The organism is Streptomyces sp. NPDC015139 (assembly GCF_043079785.1).
Lineage (GTDB): Bacteria > Actinomycetota > Actinomycetes > Streptomycetales > Streptomycetaceae > Streptomyces > Streptomyces albidocamelliae.
The window spans coordinates 73,489-94,546 of the sequence record NZ_JBIBUW010000019.1 but is presented as its reverse complement, the minus strand read 5'-3'; the positions used below and the strand labels follow the sequence as shown (position 1 = coordinate 94,546).

Annotated in this window: 20 protein-coding genes, 1 tRNA gene and 1 pseudogene; 16 read left to right on the top strand and 6 right to left on the bottom strand. The window is 71.5% G+C overall.

What is annotated here, in order from left to right; genetic code table 11:
- Positions 1 to 168 precede the first annotated feature (168 nt).
- Both ACF08B_RS34915 and ACF08B_RS34910 read left to right on the top strand, forming a co-directional pair.
- On the top strand, positions 169 to 1,788 hold the full coding sequence (locus ACF08B_RS34915) for an alpha/beta hydrolase (protein WP_392321049.1): 1,620 nt from the start codon (positions 169 to 171) through the stop codon (positions 1,786 to 1,788).
- 107 nt (positions 1,789 to 1,895) lie between these two features.
- Positions 1,896 to 1,972 (top strand) — tRNA-Thr (locus ACF08B_RS34910).
- A 342-nt stretch (positions 1,973 to 2,314) separates the two neighbouring features.
- On the opposite strand, the gene ACF08B_RS34905 is transcribed toward ACF08B_RS34910, so the two are convergent.
- Complete coding sequence (locus ACF08B_RS34905; protein WP_392321048.1) at positions 2,315 to 2,902, bottom strand: hypothetical protein; 588 nt, start codon at positions 2,900 to 2,902, stop codon at positions 2,315 to 2,317.
- A gap of 231 nt (positions 2,903 to 3,133) precedes the next feature.
- Here ACF08B_RS34905 and ACF08B_RS34900 point away from each other — a divergent pair, with 231 nt between their 5' ends.
- From ACF08B_RS34900 to ACF08B_RS34880, 5 genes are all read left to right on the top strand, one after another.
- The gene (locus tag ACF08B_RS34900) at positions 3,134 to 3,766 is read left to right on the top strand and encodes a hypothetical protein (RefSeq protein WP_392321047.1); all 633 of its coding nucleotides are present in this window, start codon (positions 3,134 to 3,136) and stop codon (positions 3,764 to 3,766) included.
- Between the two features lie 16 nt (positions 3,767 to 3,782).
- Positions 3,783 to 4,229, top strand: coding sequence for a hypothetical protein (locus ACF08B_RS34895; RefSeq protein ID WP_392321046.1), 447 nt, complete (start codon positions 3,783 to 3,785; stop codon positions 4,227 to 4,229).
- 81 nt (positions 4,230 to 4,310) lie between these two features.
- Positions 4,311 to 4,532 carry a hypothetical protein gene (locus ACF08B_RS34890; RefSeq protein WP_392321045.1) on the top strand — a complete coding sequence of 74 codons (222 nt, stop codon included), beginning with the start codon at positions 4,311 to 4,313 and terminating at the stop codon, positions 4,530 to 4,532.
- A gap of 372 nt (positions 4,533 to 4,904) precedes the next feature.
- A complete protein-coding gene (locus tag ACF08B_RS34885; protein WP_392321044.1) occupies positions 4,905 to 5,798 on the top strand; it encodes a glycosyltransferase family 2 protein in 894 nt (297 codons plus the stop codon).
- Positions 5,799 to 6,206: 408 nt separating this feature from the next.
- Positions 6,207 to 9,476 (top strand): BTAD domain-containing putative transcriptional regulator, encoded by a 3,270-nt coding sequence (locus ACF08B_RS34880; RefSeq protein WP_392321073.1) that lies wholly within the window; start codon positions 6,207 to 6,209, stop codon positions 9,474 to 9,476.
- Positions 9,477 to 9,525: 49 nt separating this feature from the next.
- Here the strand turns inward: ACF08B_RS34880 and ACF08B_RS34875 are convergent.
- Both ACF08B_RS34875 and ACF08B_RS34870 read right to left on the bottom strand, forming a co-directional pair.
- Positions 9,526 to 11,222: pseudogene (locus ACF08B_RS34875) on the bottom strand (bifunctional 3'-5' exonuclease/DNA polymerase).
- A gap of 47 nt (positions 11,223 to 11,269) precedes the next feature.
- A complete protein-coding gene (locus ACF08B_RS34870) occupies positions 11,270 to 12,049 on the bottom strand; it encodes a Clp protease N-terminal domain-containing protein (protein ID WP_392321043.1) in 780 nt (259 codons plus the stop codon).
- A gap of 200 nt (positions 12,050 to 12,249) precedes the next feature.
- Here ACF08B_RS34870 and ACF08B_RS34865 point away from each other — a divergent pair, with 200 nt between their 5' ends.
- Positions 12,250 to 13,359 (top strand): DUF2786 domain-containing protein, encoded by a 1,110-nt coding sequence (locus ACF08B_RS34865; RefSeq protein ID WP_392321042.1) that lies wholly within the window; start codon positions 12,250 to 12,252, stop codon positions 13,357 to 13,359.
- Positions 13,360 to 13,374: 15 nt separating this feature from the next.
- Here the strand turns inward: ACF08B_RS34865 and ACF08B_RS34860 are convergent, their stop codons facing one another.
- Positions 13,375 to 13,884 (bottom strand): DUF4232 domain-containing protein, encoded by a 510-nt coding sequence (locus ACF08B_RS34860; protein ID WP_392321041.1) that lies wholly within the window; start codon positions 13,882 to 13,884, stop codon positions 13,375 to 13,377.
- 174 nt (positions 13,885 to 14,058) lie between these two features.
- Positions 14,059 to 14,547: a hypothetical protein gene (locus ACF08B_RS34855; RefSeq protein WP_392321040.1), complete on the bottom strand. Its 489-nt coding sequence runs from the start codon at positions 14,545 to 14,547 to the stop codon at positions 14,059 to 14,061.
- A gap of 192 nt (positions 14,548 to 14,739) precedes the next feature.
- Between ACF08B_RS34855 and ACF08B_RS34850 the strand changes: the two genes are divergently transcribed.
- The 4 genes from ACF08B_RS34850 to ACF08B_RS34835 all read left to right on the top strand — a co-directional run bounded on the left by ACF08B_RS34850 (position 14,740) and on the right by ACF08B_RS34835 (position 16,374).
- Positions 14,740 to 15,111, top strand: a complete 372-nt coding sequence (locus ACF08B_RS34850) for a VOC family protein (RefSeq protein ID WP_392321039.1) — start codon at positions 14,740 to 14,742, stop codon at positions 15,109 to 15,111.
- An 11-nt stretch (positions 15,112 to 15,122) separates the two neighbouring features.
- Positions 15,123 to 15,479 (top strand): ArsR/SmtB family transcription factor, encoded by a 357-nt coding sequence (locus tag ACF08B_RS34845; protein WP_392321038.1) that lies wholly within the window; start codon positions 15,123 to 15,125, stop codon positions 15,477 to 15,479.
- The gene (locus ACF08B_RS34840) at positions 15,476 to 15,958 is read left to right on the top strand and encodes an SRPBCC domain-containing protein (protein WP_392321037.1); all 483 of its coding nucleotides are present in this window, start codon (positions 15,476 to 15,478) and stop codon (positions 15,956 to 15,958) included. Before ACF08B_RS34845 ends, ACF08B_RS34840 begins: the two co-directional genes overlap by 4 nt.
- Positions 15,959 to 16,104: 146 nt before the next feature.
- Positions 16,105 to 16,374 (top strand): DUF397 domain-containing protein, encoded by a 270-nt coding sequence (locus ACF08B_RS34835; RefSeq protein WP_093476636.1) that lies wholly within the window; start codon positions 16,105 to 16,107, stop codon positions 16,372 to 16,374.
- A 100-nt stretch (positions 16,375 to 16,474) separates the two neighbouring features.
- Here ACF08B_RS34835 and ACF08B_RS34830 read toward each other — a convergent pair whose 3' ends face one another.
- On the bottom strand, positions 16,475 to 16,951 hold the full coding sequence (locus ACF08B_RS34830) for an ATP-binding protein (protein ID WP_392321036.1): 477 nt from the start codon (positions 16,949 to 16,951) through the stop codon (positions 16,475 to 16,477).
- Positions 16,952 to 17,318: 367 nt separating this feature from the next.
- Between ACF08B_RS34830 and ACF08B_RS34825 the strand changes: the two genes are divergently transcribed.
- From ACF08B_RS34825 to ACF08B_RS34810, 4 genes are all read left to right on the top strand, one after another.
- Positions 17,319 to 18,143, top strand: a complete 825-nt coding sequence (locus tag ACF08B_RS34825) for a helix-turn-helix domain-containing protein (RefSeq protein ID WP_392321072.1) — start codon at positions 17,319 to 17,321, stop codon at positions 18,141 to 18,143.
- Positions 18,144 to 18,252: 109 nt separating this feature from the next.
- Positions 18,253 to 19,713 carry an aldehyde dehydrogenase family protein gene (locus ACF08B_RS34820; protein WP_392321035.1) on the top strand — a complete coding sequence of 487 codons (1,461 nt, stop codon included), beginning with the start codon at positions 18,253 to 18,255 and terminating at the stop codon, positions 19,711 to 19,713.
- Between the two features lie 134 nt (positions 19,714 to 19,847).
- On the top strand, positions 19,848 to 20,387 hold the full coding sequence (locus tag ACF08B_RS34815) for a DinB family protein (protein ID WP_073901129.1): 540 nt from the start codon (positions 19,848 to 19,850) through the stop codon (positions 20,385 to 20,387).
- Between the two features lie 24 nt (positions 20,388 to 20,411).
- Entirely contained in the window at positions 20,412 to 21,053 is a 642-nt protein-coding gene (locus ACF08B_RS34810; RefSeq protein WP_392321034.1) for a PadR family transcriptional regulator, read from the top strand.
- The last annotated feature ends 5 nt before the right edge of the window (positions 21,054 to 21,058 follow it).

Sequence of the window (21,058 nt, the reverse complement as noted above, 5' to 3'; positions counted from 1 at the left end):
GCCGGCGAAGGTCTGGAGGATCGCATGGGTGATCGCAGGGGTGCCGGACCCGCTCACCGGATCCCCGAGGGTGCCGGAGCTCCGGTCGCGCCCCCGGTGCCGTCCCCCGTACGAGCCACAAAGCGCACGTACCGCACTCGATCGATCGCGCAGCGTTACGCTCGCCTGATGCAGACCTGGCCTTCCGCCCACCGCCGACCACCCCGCCGTACCCGGGGCACCCGCACCCGGACGACGGCCCGCCTCACCGCCTCGCTCCTCACCGCGGCCGCCCTGCTGATCTCCGCCTGCTCCGCCGGCGGTTCGACCACGTCGGCGGGCGGGACGGTGGAGGCGGCGCTGGCCGCGCTGCCGCGTTCGACGCCCTCGGCGCTGGCGCCGTACTACTCGCAGACCCTGAAGTGGCGCGACTGCGGCGCACCCGGGTTCCAGTGCGCGACGCTCAAGGCCCCGCTGGACTACGACAGGCCCGGTGCGGGCGACATCCGCCTCGCGGTCGCCCGCAAGAAGGCCACCGGAAAGGCCAGACCGATCGGCTCGCTGCTGGTCAACCCCGGCGGCCCGGGCGGCTCGGCCGTCGACTACCTCCAGCAGTACGCGGGCATCGGCTACCCGGCGGACGTCCGCGCCCGCTACGACATGGTCGCGATGGACCCGCGGGGCGTCGCCCGCAGCGAGCCCGTCAAGTGCCTCGGCGGACGCCAGATGGACGCGTACACGCAGACGGACATGACACCCGACGACCAGAAGGAGCGGGACGCCGTCGTCACGGCGGACAAGAAGTTCGCGGAGAGCTGCGGCGCGCACTCTGCGCGGTTGCTCCGGCACGTCTCCACCGTCGAGGCGGCACGGGACATGGACATCCTGCGGGCGGTGCTGGGCGACCAGAAGCTGAACTACGTCGGGGCGTCGTACGGCACCTTCCTCGGGGCGACCTACGCCGGTCTGTTCCCGGAGCGCGTCGGCCGCGTGGTCCTGGACGGCGCGATGGATCCGAGCCTCGACGCCCGCAGGCTCAACCTGGACCAGACGGCGGGCTTCGAGACGGCGTTCCAGGCGTTCGCGAAGGACTGCGTCCGGCACACCGACTGCCCGCTCGGCGGCAGGGGCACGACGCCCGCGCAGGTCGGCGAGCACCTCAAGGCGTTCTTCCGCAAGCTGGACGCCCACCCCATCCCGGCGGGCGACAAGGACGGCCGCAAGCTCGGTGAGTCGCTGGCCACCACCGGGGTGATCGCGGCGATGTACGACGAGGCGACCTGGGAGCAGTTGCGCGAGGCGCTGGGCCAGGCGATGAGGGACAACGACGGCTCGGGTCTGCTCGCGCTCTCCGACAGCTACTACGAGCGGGACGAGAACGGCGGCTACAGCAACCTGATGATGGCCAACGCGGCCGTGAACTGCCTCGACCTGCCGCCGGCCTTCTCCGGCCCCGACCAGGTGAGGAAGGCGCTGCCCGCGTTCGACAAGGCGTCCCCGGTCTTCGGTGACGGCCTGGCCTGGGCCTCGCTGAACTGCGCGTACTGGCCGGTGAAGGCCACGGGCGAACCGCACCGGATCGAGGCGAAGGGCGCGGCGCCGATCGTCGTGGTCGGCACCACCCGGGACCCCGCGACCCCCTACCGCTGGGCGCAGTCCCTGTCCCGCCAGCTCTCCTCGGCCCGCCTCCTGACCTACGTCGGGGACGGCCACACCGCCTACGGCCGCGGCAGCACCTGCATCGACACCGCGATCAACACCTACCTGCTGCGCGGAACCCCGCCGGCCGCGGGAAAGCGCTGCTCATAGCCCTGCCGCCCGCCCCGGGGCCCTCCGCCCCGGGGCGGGTACGAAGCACCCCTCGAAACTGTGTAGACTTACCGACGTTGCTGATCGCACCATGGTGCGGACAGCGCGCCGCTTTAGCTCAGATGGCCAGAGCAACGCACTCGTAATGCGTAGGTCTCGGGTTCGAATCCCGAAAGCGGCTCCACTGGAACCCCAGCTCAGATCGATCTGAGCTGGGGTTTTTTGTCCAGCGGATGTGGTGGCGGCGAAGAGGACGCGCCGCGCGGGTGTCGGTGGTCTCAGTGGGCCCGGACCAGGGGCCGACTACGGCGGCACGAAGAACTCGCCCATGACGCGGCATGGCGTCCTTGGACAGGTGAGACCGGCCCTTGACGTACCGCCCCGAGCAGGGTGCTCGGGGCACCGAGAGCGTGAGCGGGCTGCTTGGGGTCATTTCGATGGAGCGGGCGACGCTGGTGCGGCCCCAGTCGATGAGGACGCCGCGTCCGGCGGGGAGCCGAGAACGATCGGCAGGGTCTCCGCTGTCTCAGACACTGCGGGCCTCGATCCCGCGACGGATTCCCGCTCGCCAGACGTCACCGGTGGTGGTGACGCGAGCTGCGAGTCGGCGGTATTCCCGCAGGGCGTCTTCCTGGCCGGCAGGCGCTTCACGGCGACGCCGAACGATCTGTGGATACCGGTCCCGCCAGTCGAGAAGGGCCGCGATGGCGTCGGCTGATGTGTACCAACACGCAGACCGGACCCGGTGTTCCAGGTCAACCGGAAGTCGCAGCGACATCTTTTCGGGAAATCCTCCGTCCTGTGAACCGGGCCATCGACCCGGACCGCGGGCCTCCTCCGGGTAATCCGGCCAGGAGCGGTCCCATCCCCGCGATTGCAGTTCGCGCAGTACGCCCAGAGCCGCCAACCGGTCCACAGAGTCCAGGAGTTCACCGCGTTCACGGGCCCTGAACAGTTGACGACGTCGTGCCGCGCGTACGGCTGCGACTTCGCGCTGAGTGAGGCCGGACAGGTCCAACTGTCTGCTATCTGCAAGCTCCTTGGACAATCTCCTTTCGTTATTCAACAACTGATGTAGCTGCACCCGAGTGCCGTACGGCAGGCGCACCGTCACAGGCACAGTTCCTTTTGTACGCACGACGCTCACTATGGCGTATTTAGCTTGCAACTTACGAGCAGTCAAAAAGGGAACCAGTAGCAGAATTGTTTCAGCGTGCGGGTCAACTCCGTTCGGTACATGATGTGAATGTCGCCGGGTGAGCGACCCTTTGGGTAGTCGCCCAAATCCGCAGGAAGAGAGGAGAAGGAGATGGGGAGCCCTAACGTCGTCTGGGAGCAGGGGACAGTGCTGACCCAGGAGTCCGCGCAGAATCATTTCGATCTGCTGCGTGCCGACCAGGAGGTGAGGCTGCACGAACTGCAGCACGCCCTTTCCACGCAGTACGCGACTAGCTCGTCGGACGAGATCGCAAGCGCTGTTGGCCTGGAATACAGCGCCCAGTTCGAACGCGCGGTACGTGATCGGGAAACTGGTCTGAGTGTGGCGCGGTACACCGCCAGGCTTGTGTTCGGCGAGGCGCCGAGCACGGATGATCAGCGGATAGGCCTCATGGCCGCCACGATCGCCACCTACCCGGCGGCAGGAGCCGCCGCTTCGACGGAGGAGACGGTGGCGAGGGCCCTCGTCCAGAGGGCCGGGGACGGGGGCTGGCTCGGCGCCGATGAGTACGAGCTCGACCCGAGCGGGGACCTCATCGCTGTCCGCGGCCTCTGGGACGCCTTCAGAAACTGTCTCGGGAGCAGCTGCGGCGGCACCTGCCTGGGGGCGCTGGGAAGCTGCCTCCCGCTGGGCGCCTTGCCCGCGGTGGTCGCCTGCCTGGCAGCCACTTGTGGGCTCTGCGCAGCCAAGTGCGCCGCCTGCGTGGCGTGCGATTGCGGCTGGCTCTGCAGCGTCGTCACCGGATGCTGCCACACGTGACACGGGAGATCGCGACGTGAAAACCGTCATCCACTGGCTGACCGTGCCAGTCGAACAGCAAGCGGGAAGAAATACGCTGCCGTCGCTGAAATACGATGTTCCCAACGCGATCATCGTCCGTGGCAGCGAGATGGCATACGTCGGGATCATTGACGGAGAGGCTGCCGAGAAGCTCCTCACATATCCGGACGTAGTGATCCTGAGCGAAAAGGAAAAAAAGCTCATCGAGATCGTTCCGGGTATACCCGTGAGCTGGGAAAGCCTCGAAAGTCAGGTCCCTGCACTCGGTGCAGACCATCAGCGAAAGAGCGCGGTCGGCCTGGGTGACGTGATCTCCGCCTTCACGCGCCGGGCGCGCATCCCTGAGTGCGGAAGCTGCGGCCGGCGCCGGAAAGGGCTCAACCGCATCACCGTATGGGGCTGGTGGCGCAATCGGAAACTGTTCCTCCAGCCCGAAGGGTGACCCACGCTGAATGGCGCCTCGCTCGGTCAGGGGGAGGCGCCCCCCATCGTTCGCACGGTAGCGAGAAGGAGCGTTAGTGCCATGACCGGTAAAAACGAAGACCAGATCCCCGCCTTTCTGTCTCGAGAGGAAGGGATCGCACTCAAGGAGCAAACGGTGGGTCTCGCCGAGGAAAAGCGCTGGCGTTGGATGGGGTTTTATGCCACACCCCAGGACGCCGTCGCCGTCGCGAACCAGAATCCTCCCCAGCGGGCTGGAGAAGTCATATTCACCGCTGGTTGGGGCCTGGCTCTCTTCTACTAGAGCGTGCAGCCCGGTCCAGCGGAGTCAAGGAAGCCTCGTGAGCAGGTGCGAAGTCAGCCACCTGGACCGCCGTGGACGTCCCCGGAGCAAGATCGCACAACTCGCAAGCGTAGGTCTCGGGTTCGCATCCCGAAAGCGGCTCCACGCAGACCCCAGGTCAGGCGTCAACTGACCTGGGGTTCTGTCGTTCGGTCCCGGAAGGCTTCGCGTGCGTGCGCGGCGGGTGGGAATGCGGCGGACAAAACCGGAGCAAAGCCACCGCAAAGTGAATCGGTATCAGCTGAACCCGCGGACCTGGGGCAACATCGTGGTGAACAGCGGGCGCCGCGCGGTCAGGTGCGGTGCCGCCGTCGGCCGGATGGAATGAGGGACGTGGTGGAGCCGAGGATCGCCGTCGCCGTGGTCACCATGGGCAACCGGCCCGCCGAGGTCGACGCCCTCCTGGAGTCCGTCGCCAAGCAGGATCTCCCCCCGGTCCGGATCGTGATCGTCGGCAACGGCTGCCGGCTGCCCGAGTTCGCCCGGCGGCTCGGCCTGCCCGGTGAGGTCACCACCCTCGACGTGGACGAGAACCTGGGGTGTCCGGGTGGGCGGAACGTCGCCCTGGCCCGATTGCGGGAGTACGGGGACGTCGACGTCGTGGTGGAACTGGACGACGACGGGCTGCTCGTCGACCCCGATGTGCTGCGCCGCGTGGCCGAGTTGTACGACGCCGACCCCCGCCTCGGCATCGTCGGCTTCCGTATCGCCGACGAGCACGGCGAGACGCAGCAGCGGCACGTGCCCCGGGTGGGGAAGTCCGACCCGCTGCGCGGCGGCCGGGTCACCGGGTTCCTCGGCGGCGGGCACGCCCTGCGCATGACGATGCTGGCCGAGACCGGGGACTGGCCCGCCGAGTTCTTCTTCGCGCACGAGGAGACGGACCTCGCCTGGCGGGCCGCCGACGCCGGCTGGACCATCCTCTACGCACCCGAGCTGCTGCTCCAGCACCCCAAGACCTCTCCGGCCCGGCACGCCATCTACTACCGGGTCAACGCCCGCAACCGCGTCTGGCTCGCCCGGCGTCGGCTGCCCCTGCCGCTCGTTCCCGTGCACCTCGGGGTGTGGACGCTGCTCACCCTCGCCCGCACCCGTTCCACCGCGGGACTGAAGGCGTGGTTCGGCGGGTTCGTGGAAGGTCTGCGGGAGCCGGCCGGCGAGCGGCGGCCGATGCGCTGGCGTACGGTCTGGCGGCTGACCCGGCTCGGACGCCCGCCGGTGATCTGAGGCACGCGAGTCCCGCGCACGGGAACGGGACGGAGCCCCGGTCGTTCACCTCCGCCGACCGGGGCCCCTCTGTGCCCCCGGATCCGGCCTGCGGCGACACTCCCCCGAGCTACGCGACTACGCGCGCGCCGTCGGGCCGGTTCCGATGGACATGATCACATCAGGGGACGCCAACGGATCGCTAACATGTGGCCAACGGTTCGACAGCAGGTCGCGGACCGGTTGGCCGGAAGTCGTCGGGCGGCATCGGGAAAGCGCCGCCGGACGGGCGGTTCCGGAGACCAGGTCGGCGATCGACGGTGGCGGGAAACCGTTGTGGGCAGGCGGAATTCCGCCAGGAACGGTGGGCGGAAGGCCGCCCCGGAGCGTGGCCGGTGCGGGCCGTGCGGGAAGGCAGTGGGCGGCGTGATGCGGCGGTACGAGCTGCGGTTCGGACTGCTGGGACCCCCGGTCCTCTACGACCGACCGCCGTACGAGATCTCGTACGACCCCTCCTCCGACGTGGCGGCGTCCGCCGACGCCCGCGACGAGGGTGTCCGTGCCATCGGCAGCCCCAAGGTGCGCGCCCTTCTCGCCGCCCTGCTGCTGGAGCCCGGACGGGTGGTGTCGGTCGAGTCCCTGAAGGACGCCCTGTGGGGCGGGGCGCCGCCCGTCTCCGCACAGGCGTCCCTGCACAACCACGTCGCCCGGCTGCGCCGGCTCCTGGACGACCCCGACCGGCTCAGGGCCGTACCGCCGGGGTATCTGCTGCGCGTCGACCACGGCGAGTTGGACGTGCACGTGTTCGACGGCCAGGTCACCGAGGCGCGCGCCGCACACGCGCGGCGCGAGTGGCCGGGCGTGGTGCGGGCCTGCACCGCGGCACTCGCGCTCTGGCGCGGCACCCCGCTCGGCGGGCTCCCCGCCGACTTCGGCGGCTACGCCCTCGTGGAGCGTCTGGAAGAGGCGCGACGGCTCCTGCTGGAGTGGCGCTACGACGCCGAAGTGGCCCTGGGCGGCGCCCGGCTGGCCGCACTCGTGCCCGAACTGACGGCCCTCGTCGCCGAGTATCCGCTGCGCGAGGCGTACCACCGGCAGCTGATGCTCGCCCTGCACCGCACCGGCCGGCAGGCCGAGGCCCTGGCCGTCCACCGCGACCTGCGTGCCCGGCTGGTCGAGGAGCTCGGCGTCGAGCCCGGACCGGCGGTCCGGGCGGCGCACGCCGAGGTGCTGCGGGAAAGCGACGGGGAGCCGCGGCCGGGGGCGGAGTACGGCGACGCCCCGGAGCGTGGCCTCGGCACGGCGCCGCAGCAGCCGCCCGCCGCGGGCCGTCCGGACGGGGGCGCCGCGAGGGCGTCCTCCGCGACCACGCATCCGGACGGCGCGGCGCGGCAGACCCCGCGTCCCGCCCAACTGCCCCCTCCGCCGGCCCACTTCACGGGCCGTGCGGAGGTGCGCGGACAGCTGCGCCGGGCGCTGACCGAGCCGCACGCACCGGCCCCCGCCGTCGCGGTGATCAGTGGCATGGCGGGCGTCGGCAAGAGCGCGCTGGCCCTGCACGTCGCCCATGAACTGCGCGAACGCTTCACCGACGGCCAGCTCTACGTCAATCTGCACGGCGCCACGCCCGGCATGGCCCCCCTCACCGCCGCGCAGGCCCTCGCGGCCCTGCTGCGGGACGTCGGGACGGAACCCCGGAACATCCCCGAACACCCGGACGCGGCCGCCGCGTTGCTCCGCTCGCTGCTGGCGCCGGCCCAGGTTCTTCTGGTGCTGGACGACGCGGCCAGCGCGGCCCAGGTACGGCCCCTGCTGCCGGCCGGCCCCGGCTGCGCGGTGATCGTCACCAGCCGTTCGCCGCTGACCGCGCTCGACGGCGCCCGGCGCTTCCCGCTCGGCCCGCTCACCGGCGAGGACAGCGCGGCCCTGCTGCGCGCGGTCAGCGGACGCGCGGGGCTGGACGCCGGTCACGCCCTCGTCGAGCTGACCGGCCGGCTGCCGCTGGCGCTGCGGGTGGTCGCCGCCCGCCTCGCCGCCCGCCGCGCCCTCACCCCGGACACCCTGGCCGGCCAACTGGCCGCCACCGGAGGGCGGCTGCATCACCTGGAGTACGACGACCTGAGCGTCCGCCGCTCCCTGGCCGTCGCCCATGACGCGCTCGCCGCCGCCGACCGCGAGGCGGACCGGGACGCGGCCCTCACCCTGCGGCACATCGGCGCGCTCGACCTGCCGGCCTACGGCGCCCCGCTGATCGCCCGGCTCACCGGCACGGACGAGCGCCGCGCCGAAGCCGCCCTGGACCGCCTGGTCGACGTCGCCCTGCTGGAGGAGACGGCGTACGGCCGCTACGCACCCCACGACCTGGTCCGCGACTTCGCCCGGGAACTGGCGGACACGGATGCGCGGTCCACCGTCCGGGCCGCCGGCGCCCCGGCATCCCCGGGCGCCCACCCGACCGTCGGCGCGGTCGGCGGCACACCCGCCCCCGCGGGCCCCGGCCCGGACCCCGCCACGGCACCCACGCCCCCCGAGCTGTCCGCCCTGCGCTGGTACGCCGCCGTTGCCGAGCGGGTGCTGACGGCGGTCGTGGAGCCGGGGCTCGACCAGGACGACCGGCGCCGGCCGACCTTCGCGCAGACGGCCGGGCACGCCGAGGACCTGGCCGCCATACCGCCCTTCGAGTCGGCCGAACACGCTCTGGCCTGGGGCGAGGTGGAGCTGGAGAACATCGTCGCCCTGGTGGCGCGGAACGCGGACACGACCGACGTGCGCCGGGCCGCCCAGCTGTCGGCGCTCATACGGCTGATCCATCCGTACGTGCAGCGCAGCGGACGGGTCGCCGAACTGGAGGTGCTGGGGAGGGCCGCGCTCGGGGCGGCGCGTCGGCTGGGTGACGCGGCCGCCGAGGCGTACGCGCTCGGCGACCTGGCGGGCCTGCACTTCCTGGCCGGCCGGCAGAACGACGCCCTCGCCCTCACCGACCAGGCCCTGGAGATCTGGCGGCGGCTGGGCATGGCGTCCAGGATCCGGCGCTGTCTGAACAACCGCGGGCTGCTGCTGGAGGGCCTGGGCCGGTTCGCGGAGTCCGAGGAGGCGCTGCGGCAGAGCCTCGCGTACTCGCGGCAGCTGAACGACGCCTACGGCGAGGCCGTCACCCACAGCCATCTCGGCAACCTCCACGAGCACACCGACCCGCGCGCCGCCATCGAGCAGCACCGGCGCTCGCTGGCGATCGGGGACGCGATCGGCGCGGTCGTCGTGCGGCACTCGGCACACTGCAACATCGGCTACGCCCATCTCAGCCTCGGCGAACCGGCCGCAGCCGCCCGGCACTTCGAGGAGAGCCTGCGCATCCTCGGCGGCAATGGCGACTGGCACGGCGAGTCGCAGACCCGGCTCGGCCTGGTTCGCGCGCTGCGCGGGCTCAGAGACACCAGGCGGGCGGGCCGCGAGTGCGCCGAGCTGCTGCACCGGGCCGACGCCCGCGCCGACCGCTACATCGGCGGTCTCGCCCGGCACCAGCACGGGCTGCTGCTGCGCGAGCAGGGGCGGCGGGCCGAGGCGCACGACGTCTGGCGCGCGGCGCTCGCGGCGCTGGACGGGACGGACGAGGAGACGGTGTCGGCGGAACTGCGCACCCTGCTCGCCGACCGGCCGGCGAAGGGTGACCGGCCGGCGACGGGCGACGGGCCGACGTAGGGCGACGGGGCGGCGCCCGGCGACCGGCCGGCAAACCGCCGTACCGTGCTCACTTGGCGTCGGCGTAGCACTCCACCACCGCCGTGGTGAACGGGAACCGCACCGGTGTCTCGCCGAAGGTCAGCCGTCCGGCGAGGTCGGCGGACTCGCGGATGACCCGGACGACCGCGTCGGCCTCCTCGGCCGGGCAGTGCACGATCACCTCGTCGTGCTGGAAGAAGACCAGTTCGGCCTTGAGCCCGGCGCAGGCCCGGCGCAGCGCGGCGAGCAGCAGCAGGGCCCAGTCGGCGGCGCTGCCCTGCACGACGAAGTTCCGCGCGAAGCGGCCCCGCGCGCGGGAGTTCGCGGAGGCGTGGCCGGGGACCCACCCCTGGGCCTCGGTCTGCGTCTCGGTGTCGTCCTCGCCGACGGGGATGCCTGCCTCCTCCGCCGCGTCCCCGCCCGCGCCGGCCGCGGGCGGGCAGGTCCGGCCCAGCCAGGTGCGCACCAGCCGGCCCTCCTCGCCCGCGCGTGCCGCGTCGTCGACGTAGGCGACGGCTCTGGGGAAGCGGCGGCGCAGCGCGGCCAGGTTCTTCAGGCCGTCTCCGGAGGTCTGGCCGTAGACCGCCCCGAGGACGGCGAGCTTGGCCTGGTTCCGGTCGCCGGAGAAGGCACGGTCGGAGACGGACTGGTACAGGTCGCTCTCGCGGCCGGCCACCTCCATCAGACCGGGGTCGCGGGAGATCGCGGCCAGGACCCGCGGCTCCATCTGGTCGGCGTCGGCCACCACGAGCCGCCAGCCGGGGTCGGCGACCACGGCCCGGCGGATCACCTTGGGGATCTGCAGGGCGCCGCCCCCATTGGTCACCCAGCGGCCGGTGACCGTCCCGCCGGCGTGGAACTCGGGCCGGAACCGGCCGTCGCGGACCCAGTCCTGCAGCCAGGACCAGCCGTGCGCCACCCAGATGCGGTACAGCTTCTTGTACTCCAGCAGGGGTGCGACGGCCGGGTGGTCGACGGACTCGAGCTCCCAGCGGCGGGTGGACTTCACCTTGATCCCGGCCTGCGTGAAGGCCTTCGTCACGTCGGCCGGCAGGTCCGGCCGCACCCGGCGGCCGAAGGCGGCGGACACCTCGTCCGCCAGCTCGGCCAGGCGGCGCGGTTCGCCTCCGCCCGTGTACCGGTCGCCGAGCAGGCCGTGGAGCAGTTCGCGGTGGACCGGGGCGCTCCAGGGCAGACCCGTGTGGTTCAGCTCGGCGGCCACCAGCATCCCGGCGGACTCGGCGGCCGTCAGCAGGCGCATCCGGTCGGGGTGGGCGGCCTGCCCGTGCCGCCGCTGCTGTTCGGCGTAGACGGCGAGGAGGTCCTCGAGGGGCAGACGGGTGCCGGTGGGTTCGAACAGCGGGGACTGGGCGCCCGGTTCGGCCGCGCGCTGCGGCGGGTCGGGCGGTACGGGGCCGCCGCGGAGGCGGGCCAGGGCGGCGACGGCCGAGCGTGGCTCGCCGTACCTGCCCTCGTGGCCCAGCAGCAGGGTCTCGGCGTCCTCGACGTCGTAGCACCGCTCCACTCGCACCCCCGTGGCGGCAGACGCGGGTAGACCTCGGGGGTCGACCGCCACACCCAGCGCGTCACCTCCGGGCGGCTCCGCACCGCCCCGGCGAGATCGCTCTCCCGCCGCACCGGTCCGGCGGGCAGCCCGTCCGGGCCGAGGGGGGCGACGTCCACGCCACCCTCCTCGGCCGGTGCGAGCGCCCACCGGTCGGTCATGACGCGAGTGTGGCACGCAGCTCTGACAACGAGGCTGACCTGCGGTTTCAGTCCTCCGTGGAGGCGGCGGAGGCGGTCGCCGAACCGGCCGCCTCCGCCGCTTCCTTCTTCTGCTCCAGCAGCAGGGCCAGCACCTTGCCGACGTACTCCTCGGTCGCCGCCTTGGTGATGCCGAGGCCGCTGAGGACTCCCGCGCCGTTCTCGTGCTCCAGAAGGGCCAGCAGGATGTGCTCGGTGCCGATGTAGTTGTGGCCCAGCCGCAGGGCCTCGCGGAAGGTGAGTTCCAGGACCTTCTTGGCCTCGGGGCCGTAGGGGATCAGGTCCGGGACGTCGTCCGCGGCCGGCGGGAGCGCGGCGGTGGCGGTCTGCCGCACGGCGTCCAGGAGGACGCCCTGCGCGGTGATCGCCTTCGCGGCGAGGCCGTCCGGCTCGGCCAGCAGTCCGAGGGCCAGGTGCTCGGGCCGGCCTTCCGGGGTGCGGGCGGCGACGGCCTCGCTGTGCGCGGCCATGACCACGTTTCGCGCGCGTGGGGTGTAGCGGCTGAAGCCCTGGCTGAGGTCGAGGTCGGCGGACTCCTTCGGTACGAACCGCTTCTGTGCCGCCTGCCGGGTCACGCCCATGCTCCTGCCGATGTCGGTCCAGGACGCGCCGGAGCGGCGGGCCTGGTCGACGAAGTGGCCGATGAGGTGGTCGGCCACGTCTCCGAGGTGATCGGCGGCGATCACCGCGTCCTGGAGCTGTTCGAGGGGCTCGTTGTGGGCCTTCTTGATGGCCTCGATCAGGTCGTCGAGGCGCACGGTCGCCGTGGTGTTCCGGTTGGTCGCCATGTGTCAACCGTAGGTTGCGCCCCTCGGGCTGTCAACCGATGGTTGACGGTCGCCGCGCGCCCATGCGGCAGGGTGGCCGACCGCCGGCGCTCCGGGCCGCGCCCTGGAGCCCGTCGCACGAGCCCGCCGTGCCGAGAGGTTGTCCACAGCCTGTGGACGGACTCCGCGCACTGTCGGCGGGCCATGGCACGATCGACGGCGTGACCAGCACTGCCAGCACCGTCGAGCGGGCCTTCCGGGCCGCCCTGTACGACGACACCGACACCGGCCTCGACACGGGCGCCTCCCTGCTCGCCGCCGACCCCGCGGCGGACGCCGAACTCGCCCGGCGGGGTGAGGAGTTCACGGCTGCCGCCTGGCAGCGCGGCTGGCAGCCCGCCGACGTGGTCCGGCTGGTGCGGCGCGAGCTGGACGAGTCGCACGTCGGCCTGGCCGCCGCGCTGATCCGGGCGCAGGCCGGCCGGGACCGCCCGCGCGGACGCCGCTGGGCCGCCCAGCTGGAGGCGCTGCCGGAAGACCCCGCGCGCGGGGCGGACCGCTTCTCGCACGCCACGACCGTCCTGGAGCTGTACCGCCTGCTCCTGCGCCTGCCTGCCCTGGAGCCGCTGGAGGACGAGTCCCGCCGCGCACCCGGCCCCGGCGCCTCCCGCACGCTCACCCGCATCCGCGCGCTGCTCGCCAAGGCCGAGGCGACCGGCTACCCGGAGGAGGCCGAGGCGCTCAGCGCCAAGGCGCAGGAACTGATGGCCCGGCACAGCGTCGACGAGGCCCTGCTCGCCGCGGGGGCGCCCGAGCCGGACACGCCCGGTGCCTGCCGGATCGGTGTGGAGCCGCCGTACGAGCAGGCCAAGGCGGTCCTGCTGGACGCCGTGGCCACCGCGAACCACTGCCGCGCGGTGTGGAACGAACCGCTCGGCTTCTCCACGGTCGTCGGGTTCGAGGCCGACCTGGAGGCGGTCGAGCTGCTCCACACCTCGCTGCTGGTGCAGGCCACGCACGCGATGGCCAGGGCGGAGGCGGCCCAGAGAGCCGGCGGACGGAAGCGGACCAAGACCTTCCGGCAGTCGTTCCTGGCCGCCTACGCCCACCGCGTCGGCGACCGGCTCGCGGCCGTCGCCGAGACCCAGGTGACCCGGGACCTGCTGCCGGTGCTGGCCACGCGCGAGGTGGCCGTCACCGGCCGCCTGGAGCGCATGTTCCCCGAGACCACCACGACGCGGATGCGGGGCGTGAGCGACGCGGCGGGCTGGACGGAGGGCACGGCCGCGGCCGACCGGGCCCAGGTCGAGCGCCGGCACCGGCTGCCCTGAGGCCCTCCGCCCGCCTCAGTCCCCGACCTGCTGGAAGGCGCTGACGGAGGCGTCCGGCCCGCTGCCCTTGAGGGCGACGGGGCCGTAGGACCAGGGGAAGCTCCGGGTCGTCGCGGAGCCGGGCAGGGCGATCGTCACCGACTTGGCCGCCACGCCGTTCTTGTCGCCCTCCTTTCCGCGCACGTAGGCGATGGTGAAGGACGCCGAGTCGCCCTTGGCGAGCTTCAGCTTCTGCGCCTTGGCGCCCGCGAGCACGGGCAGCTTCTCCTTGGCGGTGCCGGTTTCCAGCACGGCGCCCGGGAAGTCGTCGAGGGTGCACGGTGTGCTCTGGTTGGTGATGCTGACCGGCACCTCTCCGGCGTCACCGGCGGCCGGTGCGACGCTCGCCGACCCGATCTGCACCGACACCCCGCCGATCTCGCAGGCGGAGCTGTTCTTGTCGGTGCTCTTGCCGCCGCCGTCGTCGCAGGCAGTGAGCAGCAGGGCGGCGGCGAGAGCGGTGACGGTGAGCGGAAAAGCGCGCATGAGCGGTCCTCAACGAGATCGTGACGGTGCCATGAGCATCATGGCGCCTGCGCTCGGCCTCCGCTCGCGCGCCCCTCCCCAATCACCGCTTCCGGAGCCCCTGCGGACCGCCGCCGCAGGGGGTCTCCCCGGTCACCGGATCACCATTTCGGGTGCACCGCCAAGCGCCGGACGTCACTGCGTGAACGCGGTCGGCAGCCCCGACGGCAGCTTGCCGCCCTCGGCCCTGCTGTACGTCTCCTGGCCGAGCTTGCCCGACCAGGTGACCTTCATGGTCTTGGCGCCGACCCGGTCGACCATGCCGGTGACCCGGTCCTTGCTGCCGTCGGCGCAGGTCAGGTGGATCATCCGCATGCCCGCCTCGCTGCCTGCGGTCCCGCTGCACACGGTCCCGCCGGTCGCGAAGACGCCGGCCTGCTTCCCGGTGATCACCAGTGCCACGACCTTGCCACCCGCCGTGGTGATCCAGCTGCCCTGCAGCTCGTCGGAGGCGCCGGTCACGGCGGAGGAGCCCGACGGCGACGCGACCGCGGAGGCGCCGGACGAGGAGGGGGACGGTGAGCCGTTCCCCGAGTCGCCGCCGCTGCACGCCGTCAGTGTCAGCGCGCCCGCCACCGCCGCGGCCAGGGCCGCGCTCCGCACTCGCGCACTCGCAGAAGTCACCGGAAAGCTCCCATGCTGTAGCGGGCGGCCGCCCTCGGCCGGACGGCCCGCAGCAAGCTACCAGCAGCCGCCCGCGGGCCTCCGGGAGGCGGGTACCGGACCCGTTCCGGGCCGCAGCCCGCAGCCGCCCGCATATGGGTAGGGATTCTCCTACGCTTGACCGGTAGGGAATGGCCTACCTATCGTGGGTGCATGCACATCACCCACGCCTCTTTCGTCACCCTTCCCGTCGCCGACCAGGACCGGGCCCTGCGCTTCTACCGGGACGTCCTCGGCTTCGAGGTCACCGCCGACGTTCTGATGCCGCCGGGGCGGTGGCTTCAGGTCGCGCCCCGGGGCGCGCAGACCGTCTTCACGCTCTCGGGGCCGGGGATGGGGGATTTCGAGCCCGGCTCGGCCCGGGGGATCATGTTGGTGACGACCGATGTCGACGCCGACTGCGCCCGGCTCGCCGAGACGGGTGCCGAGGTGCAGGGTCCGGACGACCACCCCTGGGGGCGGATGGCCGCCTTCCGGGACCCGGACGGCAACGGTCTGATGCTGCTCACGGAGGCTCACCAGTAGAAAGGCCGGACATGCCCGCAGCCGGGGTCGAAGAGGCCGCCACGGAGGACCGCGTCTTCGCCGCGCTCGCGAACGCCACCCGCCGCGAGGTCCTGCGCCTGCTGCGCGAACGCGGACCGCAGCCCGTGCAGGCGCTGGCCGACCACTTCGACATGCGCCGCCCCAGCCTCTCGGAACACCTCAAGGTGCTCCGGGAGGCCGGCCTCGTCTCCGAGCAGCGCTCCGGCCGGCAGCGCATCTACCGCCTGGAGGCGGCGCCGCTCGCCGAGGTGCAGGACTGGCTCCATCCGTACGAGCGGTTCTGGCGGGAGCGGCTGAAGGGCCTCGGCGATCTGCTGGACCGCATGCCCGACGATGACCAGCCATGAGCACACCGTTCGAGGGTGACGAGGACGACACGGGCGACCTCACCACGATCCATGTCGACCAGTTCTTCCCGCACCCGCCCGCCAAGGTCTGGCGCGCCCTGACCGACCCCGGACTGCTCGCCCGCTGGCAGATGCCGGGCGCCGAGGGCTTCCGGCTCGAGGTGGGCCACGAGTACCGGATGACCTCCGTCCCGCGTCCCAACGCCCGCTTCTCCGGTGTCGTCCGGGTGCGGGTGCTCGCCTACGACACCGAGCGGATGCTGTCCCTCCGGTGGACCGACGCCGATCCAGCCAATCCCGCGGACTGGACCATCACCTGGACCCTGGAACAGGAAGGGCGCGGTACGCGTCTCTTCCTAGTGCACGAGGGGTTCGATCCGGACGACCCGGCGCAGCTGATGGCGCGGAAGATCATGAACGGGGGCTGGAGAGGGCATGTCATGCCTGCTCTTGGGCAGGTGCTGGGGCAGCCCGGGTAAAGCGCTCGTCAAAGCTGTAACCGCGGCACCACTGCGCGTGCACGTGCATCTGCTCATGCAACTGCACGTGAACGGGGCTATGATCCGGTTCAGTTGACTACAGCATCTATGGCCACAACAGCCAACGCACCACCGGGGAGCGACCTGTGGACCGCGACGTTGACGGCGTTTACGGGGGGTACGACGTGCACAACGGCATGGCTGCCACGCAGCTGGACGGAGTGGCCTGGCAGAAGAGCAGGCACAGCAACTCGCAAGGGTCCTGTGTGGAGTTCGCGCGGCTGCCGGGTGGTGAGGTCGCCGTACGCAACTCGCGTTTTCCGGACGGACCGGCGCTCGTCTACACGCGTGCGGAGATCGAGGCCATGCTCCTCGGCGTCAAGGACGGCGAGTTCGACCATCTGATCGTGAGCTGACCGGCCGGTGCGCGGCGCTCCCCGGTGGCAACGATGTCGATGCCGTCGGGGACCGGGTTTACGCGCGTAGAACCGGTACGTCGGAACGCTCGACGGGATGTCAGCCGGCCGGCAGGAGCCGGAACATCGCCCAGACGACCTTGCCGTGGAGCGTGCCCGCGAGCGGGTGCCAGCCCCAGCCGTCGGCGAAGGAGTCGACCAGGAACAGACCCCGTCCCGACTCGGCCGAGAAGTCGTCCGAGTCACGCGGCACCGGGGTCTCGTGGCTCGGGTCGCGCACCGCGCACACCAGCCGCTCGGTCCAGCGCATCAGATGCAGCCGCACGGACGGGTTGCGCTCGTCCCCGCGATCCTGTTCGGCCGGCGTCGCGTGGCGCAGCGCGTTGGTGACGAGTTCGGAGACGACGAGGCATATGTCGTCGAAGCGGTCGCCGACGTCCCACTGGTCGAGGGTGCCCCGGGTGAAGCGCCGGGCCTCGCGCACCGCCTCGTAACGGGCGGGCAGGGCGCAGGAGGCGGCATCGGACACGGCCGTGGGGTCCAGAGGCGGAAGGCCCTGCCGTAACGGCTTGAGCATGGTCGATCCATTCGTTCCCATGCGAGGCACTCCCGGGAATTCGCGGTCGTTGCGAGGCAGCGGTGGCGCGGCACCATGGTTTCGGAAGCGCAGAGCAGATGCAAGGGCAGATGCACGTGCACGCGACCGAAATGGTCATGCCCGTACCGCTTCTTGGCCATTTTTTCTGCCATCTTCCCGCAGACCTCCGTCAGTGGTCCGGACCTCTTGTCGGGGAGCGAGGGGGCAGAAACGGCCGCACTCTTTCCGTTTCCGTAACCGGACGAGTACTGCTCGAAGTGTTTTAGTGGCAGACTGCGGCCCTTGAAGACGGTTGGGGAGGCTGGCGAACGTGAGCGCGGGAGAGCCCGGATCGGTGGTGCGGCGGATGCTGCTCGGCTCGCAACTCAGGCGACTGCGTGAAGCACGGGGGATCACGCGTGAGGCCGCGGGTTACTCGATCCGCGCGTCCGAGTCGAAGATCAGCCGGATGGAGCTGGGCCGGGTGAGCTTCAAGACCAGAGACGTGGAAGACCTGCTGACGCTGTACGGCATCACCGACGAGGCCGAGCGCGAGTCTCTGCTCTCCCTCGCCCGGGAGGCCAACGTGGCGGGCTGGTGGCACAGTTACACCGACGTCCTGCCCACCTGGTTCCCCACCTACGTGGGCCTGGAGGGCGCCGCCTCCCTGCTCCGCGCCTACGAGGTGCAGTTCGTGCACGGCCTGCTGCAGACCGAGGAGTACGCCCGCGCCGTGGTCCGGCGCGGTATGAAGGGCGCGAGCGCCGCCGACGTGGAGCGGCGGGTCGCACTGCGCCTGGAGCGTCAGAAGTACCTGCTCTCCGACAACGCCCCCGAGTTCCACATCGTCCTGGACGAGGCCGCCCTGCGCCGCCCCTACGGCGACCGCGAGGTGATGCGGGGCCAGCTCCAGCACCTGATCGACCTGTCCGAGCGGCCCAACGTACGGCTGCAGGTCATGCCGTTCGGCTTCGGCGGGCACTCCGGCGAGAGCGGCGCCTTCACCATTCTCAGCTTCCCCGACGCCGACCTGTCCGACGTGGTCTACCTGGAGCAGCTGACCAGCGCCCTCTACCTGGACAAGCGTGAGGACGTCGCCCAGTACGAGCAGGCGCTCAAGGAGCTGCAGCAGGACAGTCCGGGCCCGGACGAGAGCCGGGACCTGCTCCGGGGCCTGCGGCAGTTGTCCTGAGGGGCCGCTTGTCTTGAGAGGTCACTCTCAACTCCCTTTGATCACAAGTACGATGACGTCCGATCAGACATGGCGTAGATCTGGTGTCCGCTAGCGATTGAGGGATCACATGTCGTCCTACTTCACCGACCTGGCCCAGCAGTACATCGACGGCGAGTGGCGTCCGGGCAGCGGGTCCTGGGACGTGATCGACTTCAACCCGTACGACGACGAGAAGCTGGCCTCGATCACGGTGGCCACCGTCGACGAGGTGGACCAGGCCTACCGGGCCGCCGCCCGCGCCCAGAAGCAGTGGGCCGCGACCAACCCCTACACGCGGCGCGCGGTCTTCGAGCGGGCGCTCAGACTGATCGAGGACCGCGAGCAGGAGATAGCCGACCTGATCATCGCGGAACTGGGCGGCACGCGCGTGAAGGCCGGCTTCGAACTGCACCTCGCCAAGGAGTTCCTGCGCGAGTCGATCCACCTCGCACTGCGCCCCGAGGGCAGGCTCCTGCCCTCCCCGACGGACGGCAAGGAGAACCGCGTCTACCGGGTGCCGGTCGGCGTGGTGGGCGTGATCAGCCCCTTCAACTTCCCCTTCCTGCTGTCGCTGAAGTCGGTCGCCCCGGCCCTCGCGCTCGGCAACGGCGTGGTCCTCAAGCCGCACCAGAACACCCCGATCGCCGGCGGCACCCTGCTCGCGAAGATCTTCGAGGAGGCCGGACTGCCCGGCGGCCTGCTCAACGTCGTCGTCACCGACATAGCCGAGATCGGCGACGCGTTCATCGAGCACCCCGTCCCGAAGGTCATCTCCTTCACCGGCTCCGACAAGATCGGCCGGCACGTGGCCACCGTCTGTGCCCGGAACTTCAAGCGCGCGGTGCTCGAACTCGGCGGGAACAGCGCGCTGGTGGTGCTGGACGACGCCGACATCGACTACGCGGTGGACGCGGCGGTCTTCAGCCGGTTCGTGCACCAGGGCCAGGTCTGCATGGCCGCCAACCGGGTCCTCGTGGACGCCTCCGTGGCCGACGAGTTCACCGAGAAGTTCGTCGCCAAGGTCAGGACGCTCAAGGTCGGCGACCCGCGCGACCCGGAGACCGTCATCGGCCCGGTGATCAACTCGGCGCAGGCGAACGCCGTCTCGGGCACGATCCGGCAGGCGATCGCCGAGGGCGCCACGGCCCTCGTGCACGGCTCCACGACCGACAACCTGGTCGAGCCCAGTGTGCTCACCGGTCTGCCCGCCGACTCCGCGCTGCTGCGGCAGGAGGTCTTCGGGCCGGTCGTCTTCCTCGTCCCGTTCGACGGCGAGGAGGAGGCGGTCCGGATCGTCAACGACACCCCGTACGGCCTGAGCGGTGCCGTCCACACGGGCGACATCGAACGCGGTGTCGCCTTCGCCAAGCAGATCGACACCGGCATGTTCCACGTGAACGACGGCACGGTCCACGACGAACCGCTCGTCCCCTTCGGCGGTGAGAAGCACTCGGGCATCGGCCGCCTCAACGGCGAGACCACGCTGGAGGCCTTCACCACCGTCAAGTGGATCTCCGTCCAGCACGGCCGCAGCGGCTTCCCGTTCTGACCCGCCCCTCCCGGCCCACGGCCTTTTCGCGGACCCGGGCCATTGAGGACAGCAGTTGACCGCAATGGCCCGTAGCGTCGTCGGTGTCGGGGAGAACGGCCCCGGCGCACCGATTCCACGAAAGGCGGCGGGTCATGGTCACTCACGTGCCGGCGGAGGCGCAGGGCGACGAGCGGGGAGCGCTGCTCGCATTCATCGAGGAACAGCGCGGCGGCATCCGCCGGGCCCTGCTCGGGCTGACGGACGAGCAGGCCCGCACCCGCCCCAGCGCCAGCGAGCTCTCGCTCGGCGGCCTGCTCAAGCACGTCGCCGAGGTGGAGCAGAGCTGGCTCGCCCGGGCCAGGCAGGAGCCGCCCGCGGTACGCCGCGACGAGACGAACTGGCACGAGACGTTCCAGCTGGTCGGCGACGAGACGGTGGCCTCGCAGCTGGCGTACTGGGAGCAGGTGGCCGCCGACACGGAGAAGTACATCCGCTCCGCGCCGAGCCTCGACGACACCTTCCCGCTGCCGCCGGACCCCTGGTTCCCGCCGGAGGGCCGTGTCTCGCTGCGCTGGCTCTGCCTGCACCTGATCCGCGAGACGGCCCGGCACGCCGGTCACGCCGACATCATCCGCGAGTCCCTGGACGGGAAGACCGCGTTCGAGCTGGTGGCCCTGGAGCAGGCCGGCTAGCCCCGCGGCCATAACCTGGACGGCATGTCAGCGATCCGTCTCCTCGTGCTCGGCGCGGTCCGGCAGCACGGGCGGGCCCACGGCTACCAGGTGCGGGGCGACCTGGAGTACTGGGGCGCGCACGAGTGGTCCAACGCCAAACCGGGCTCGATCTACCACGCGCTCAAGCAGCTGGCCAAGCAGGGACTGCTGCACGCGCACGAGATCGCGCCGTCCACGGCCGGCGGGCCGCCGCGCACGGAGTACGAGCTGACGGAGCGGGGCACCGAGGAGTACTTCGCCCTGCTGCGCGAGGCGTTGGTCTCCTACGACCAGCGCGGTGACGTCAAGACGGCGGCCCTCGGCTTCATGGTGGACCTGCCGAGGGCCGAGGCGGTGGCGCTGCTGAAGGAGCGCACCCGCCGGATCGAGGCGTGGCGCTCCTCGGTCACGGAGCACTACGTGCCCGCCGAGGGGCCCGAACGGCTCGGCCACATCGGCGAGATCATGAGCATGTGGGTCCACACGGCCGACTCCGAGGCCGAGTGGACCCGCGGCCTCGTCGAGCGTCTGGAGAACGGTGCCCACACGTTCGCGGGCGAGGGCGAACCGTTCGTCGGCGTGCTCGCCGAGGGCCAGGACAACCCGTTCGCGACGGGCGAGCGGCACCCGGAGGACGACCGCTGATCCGA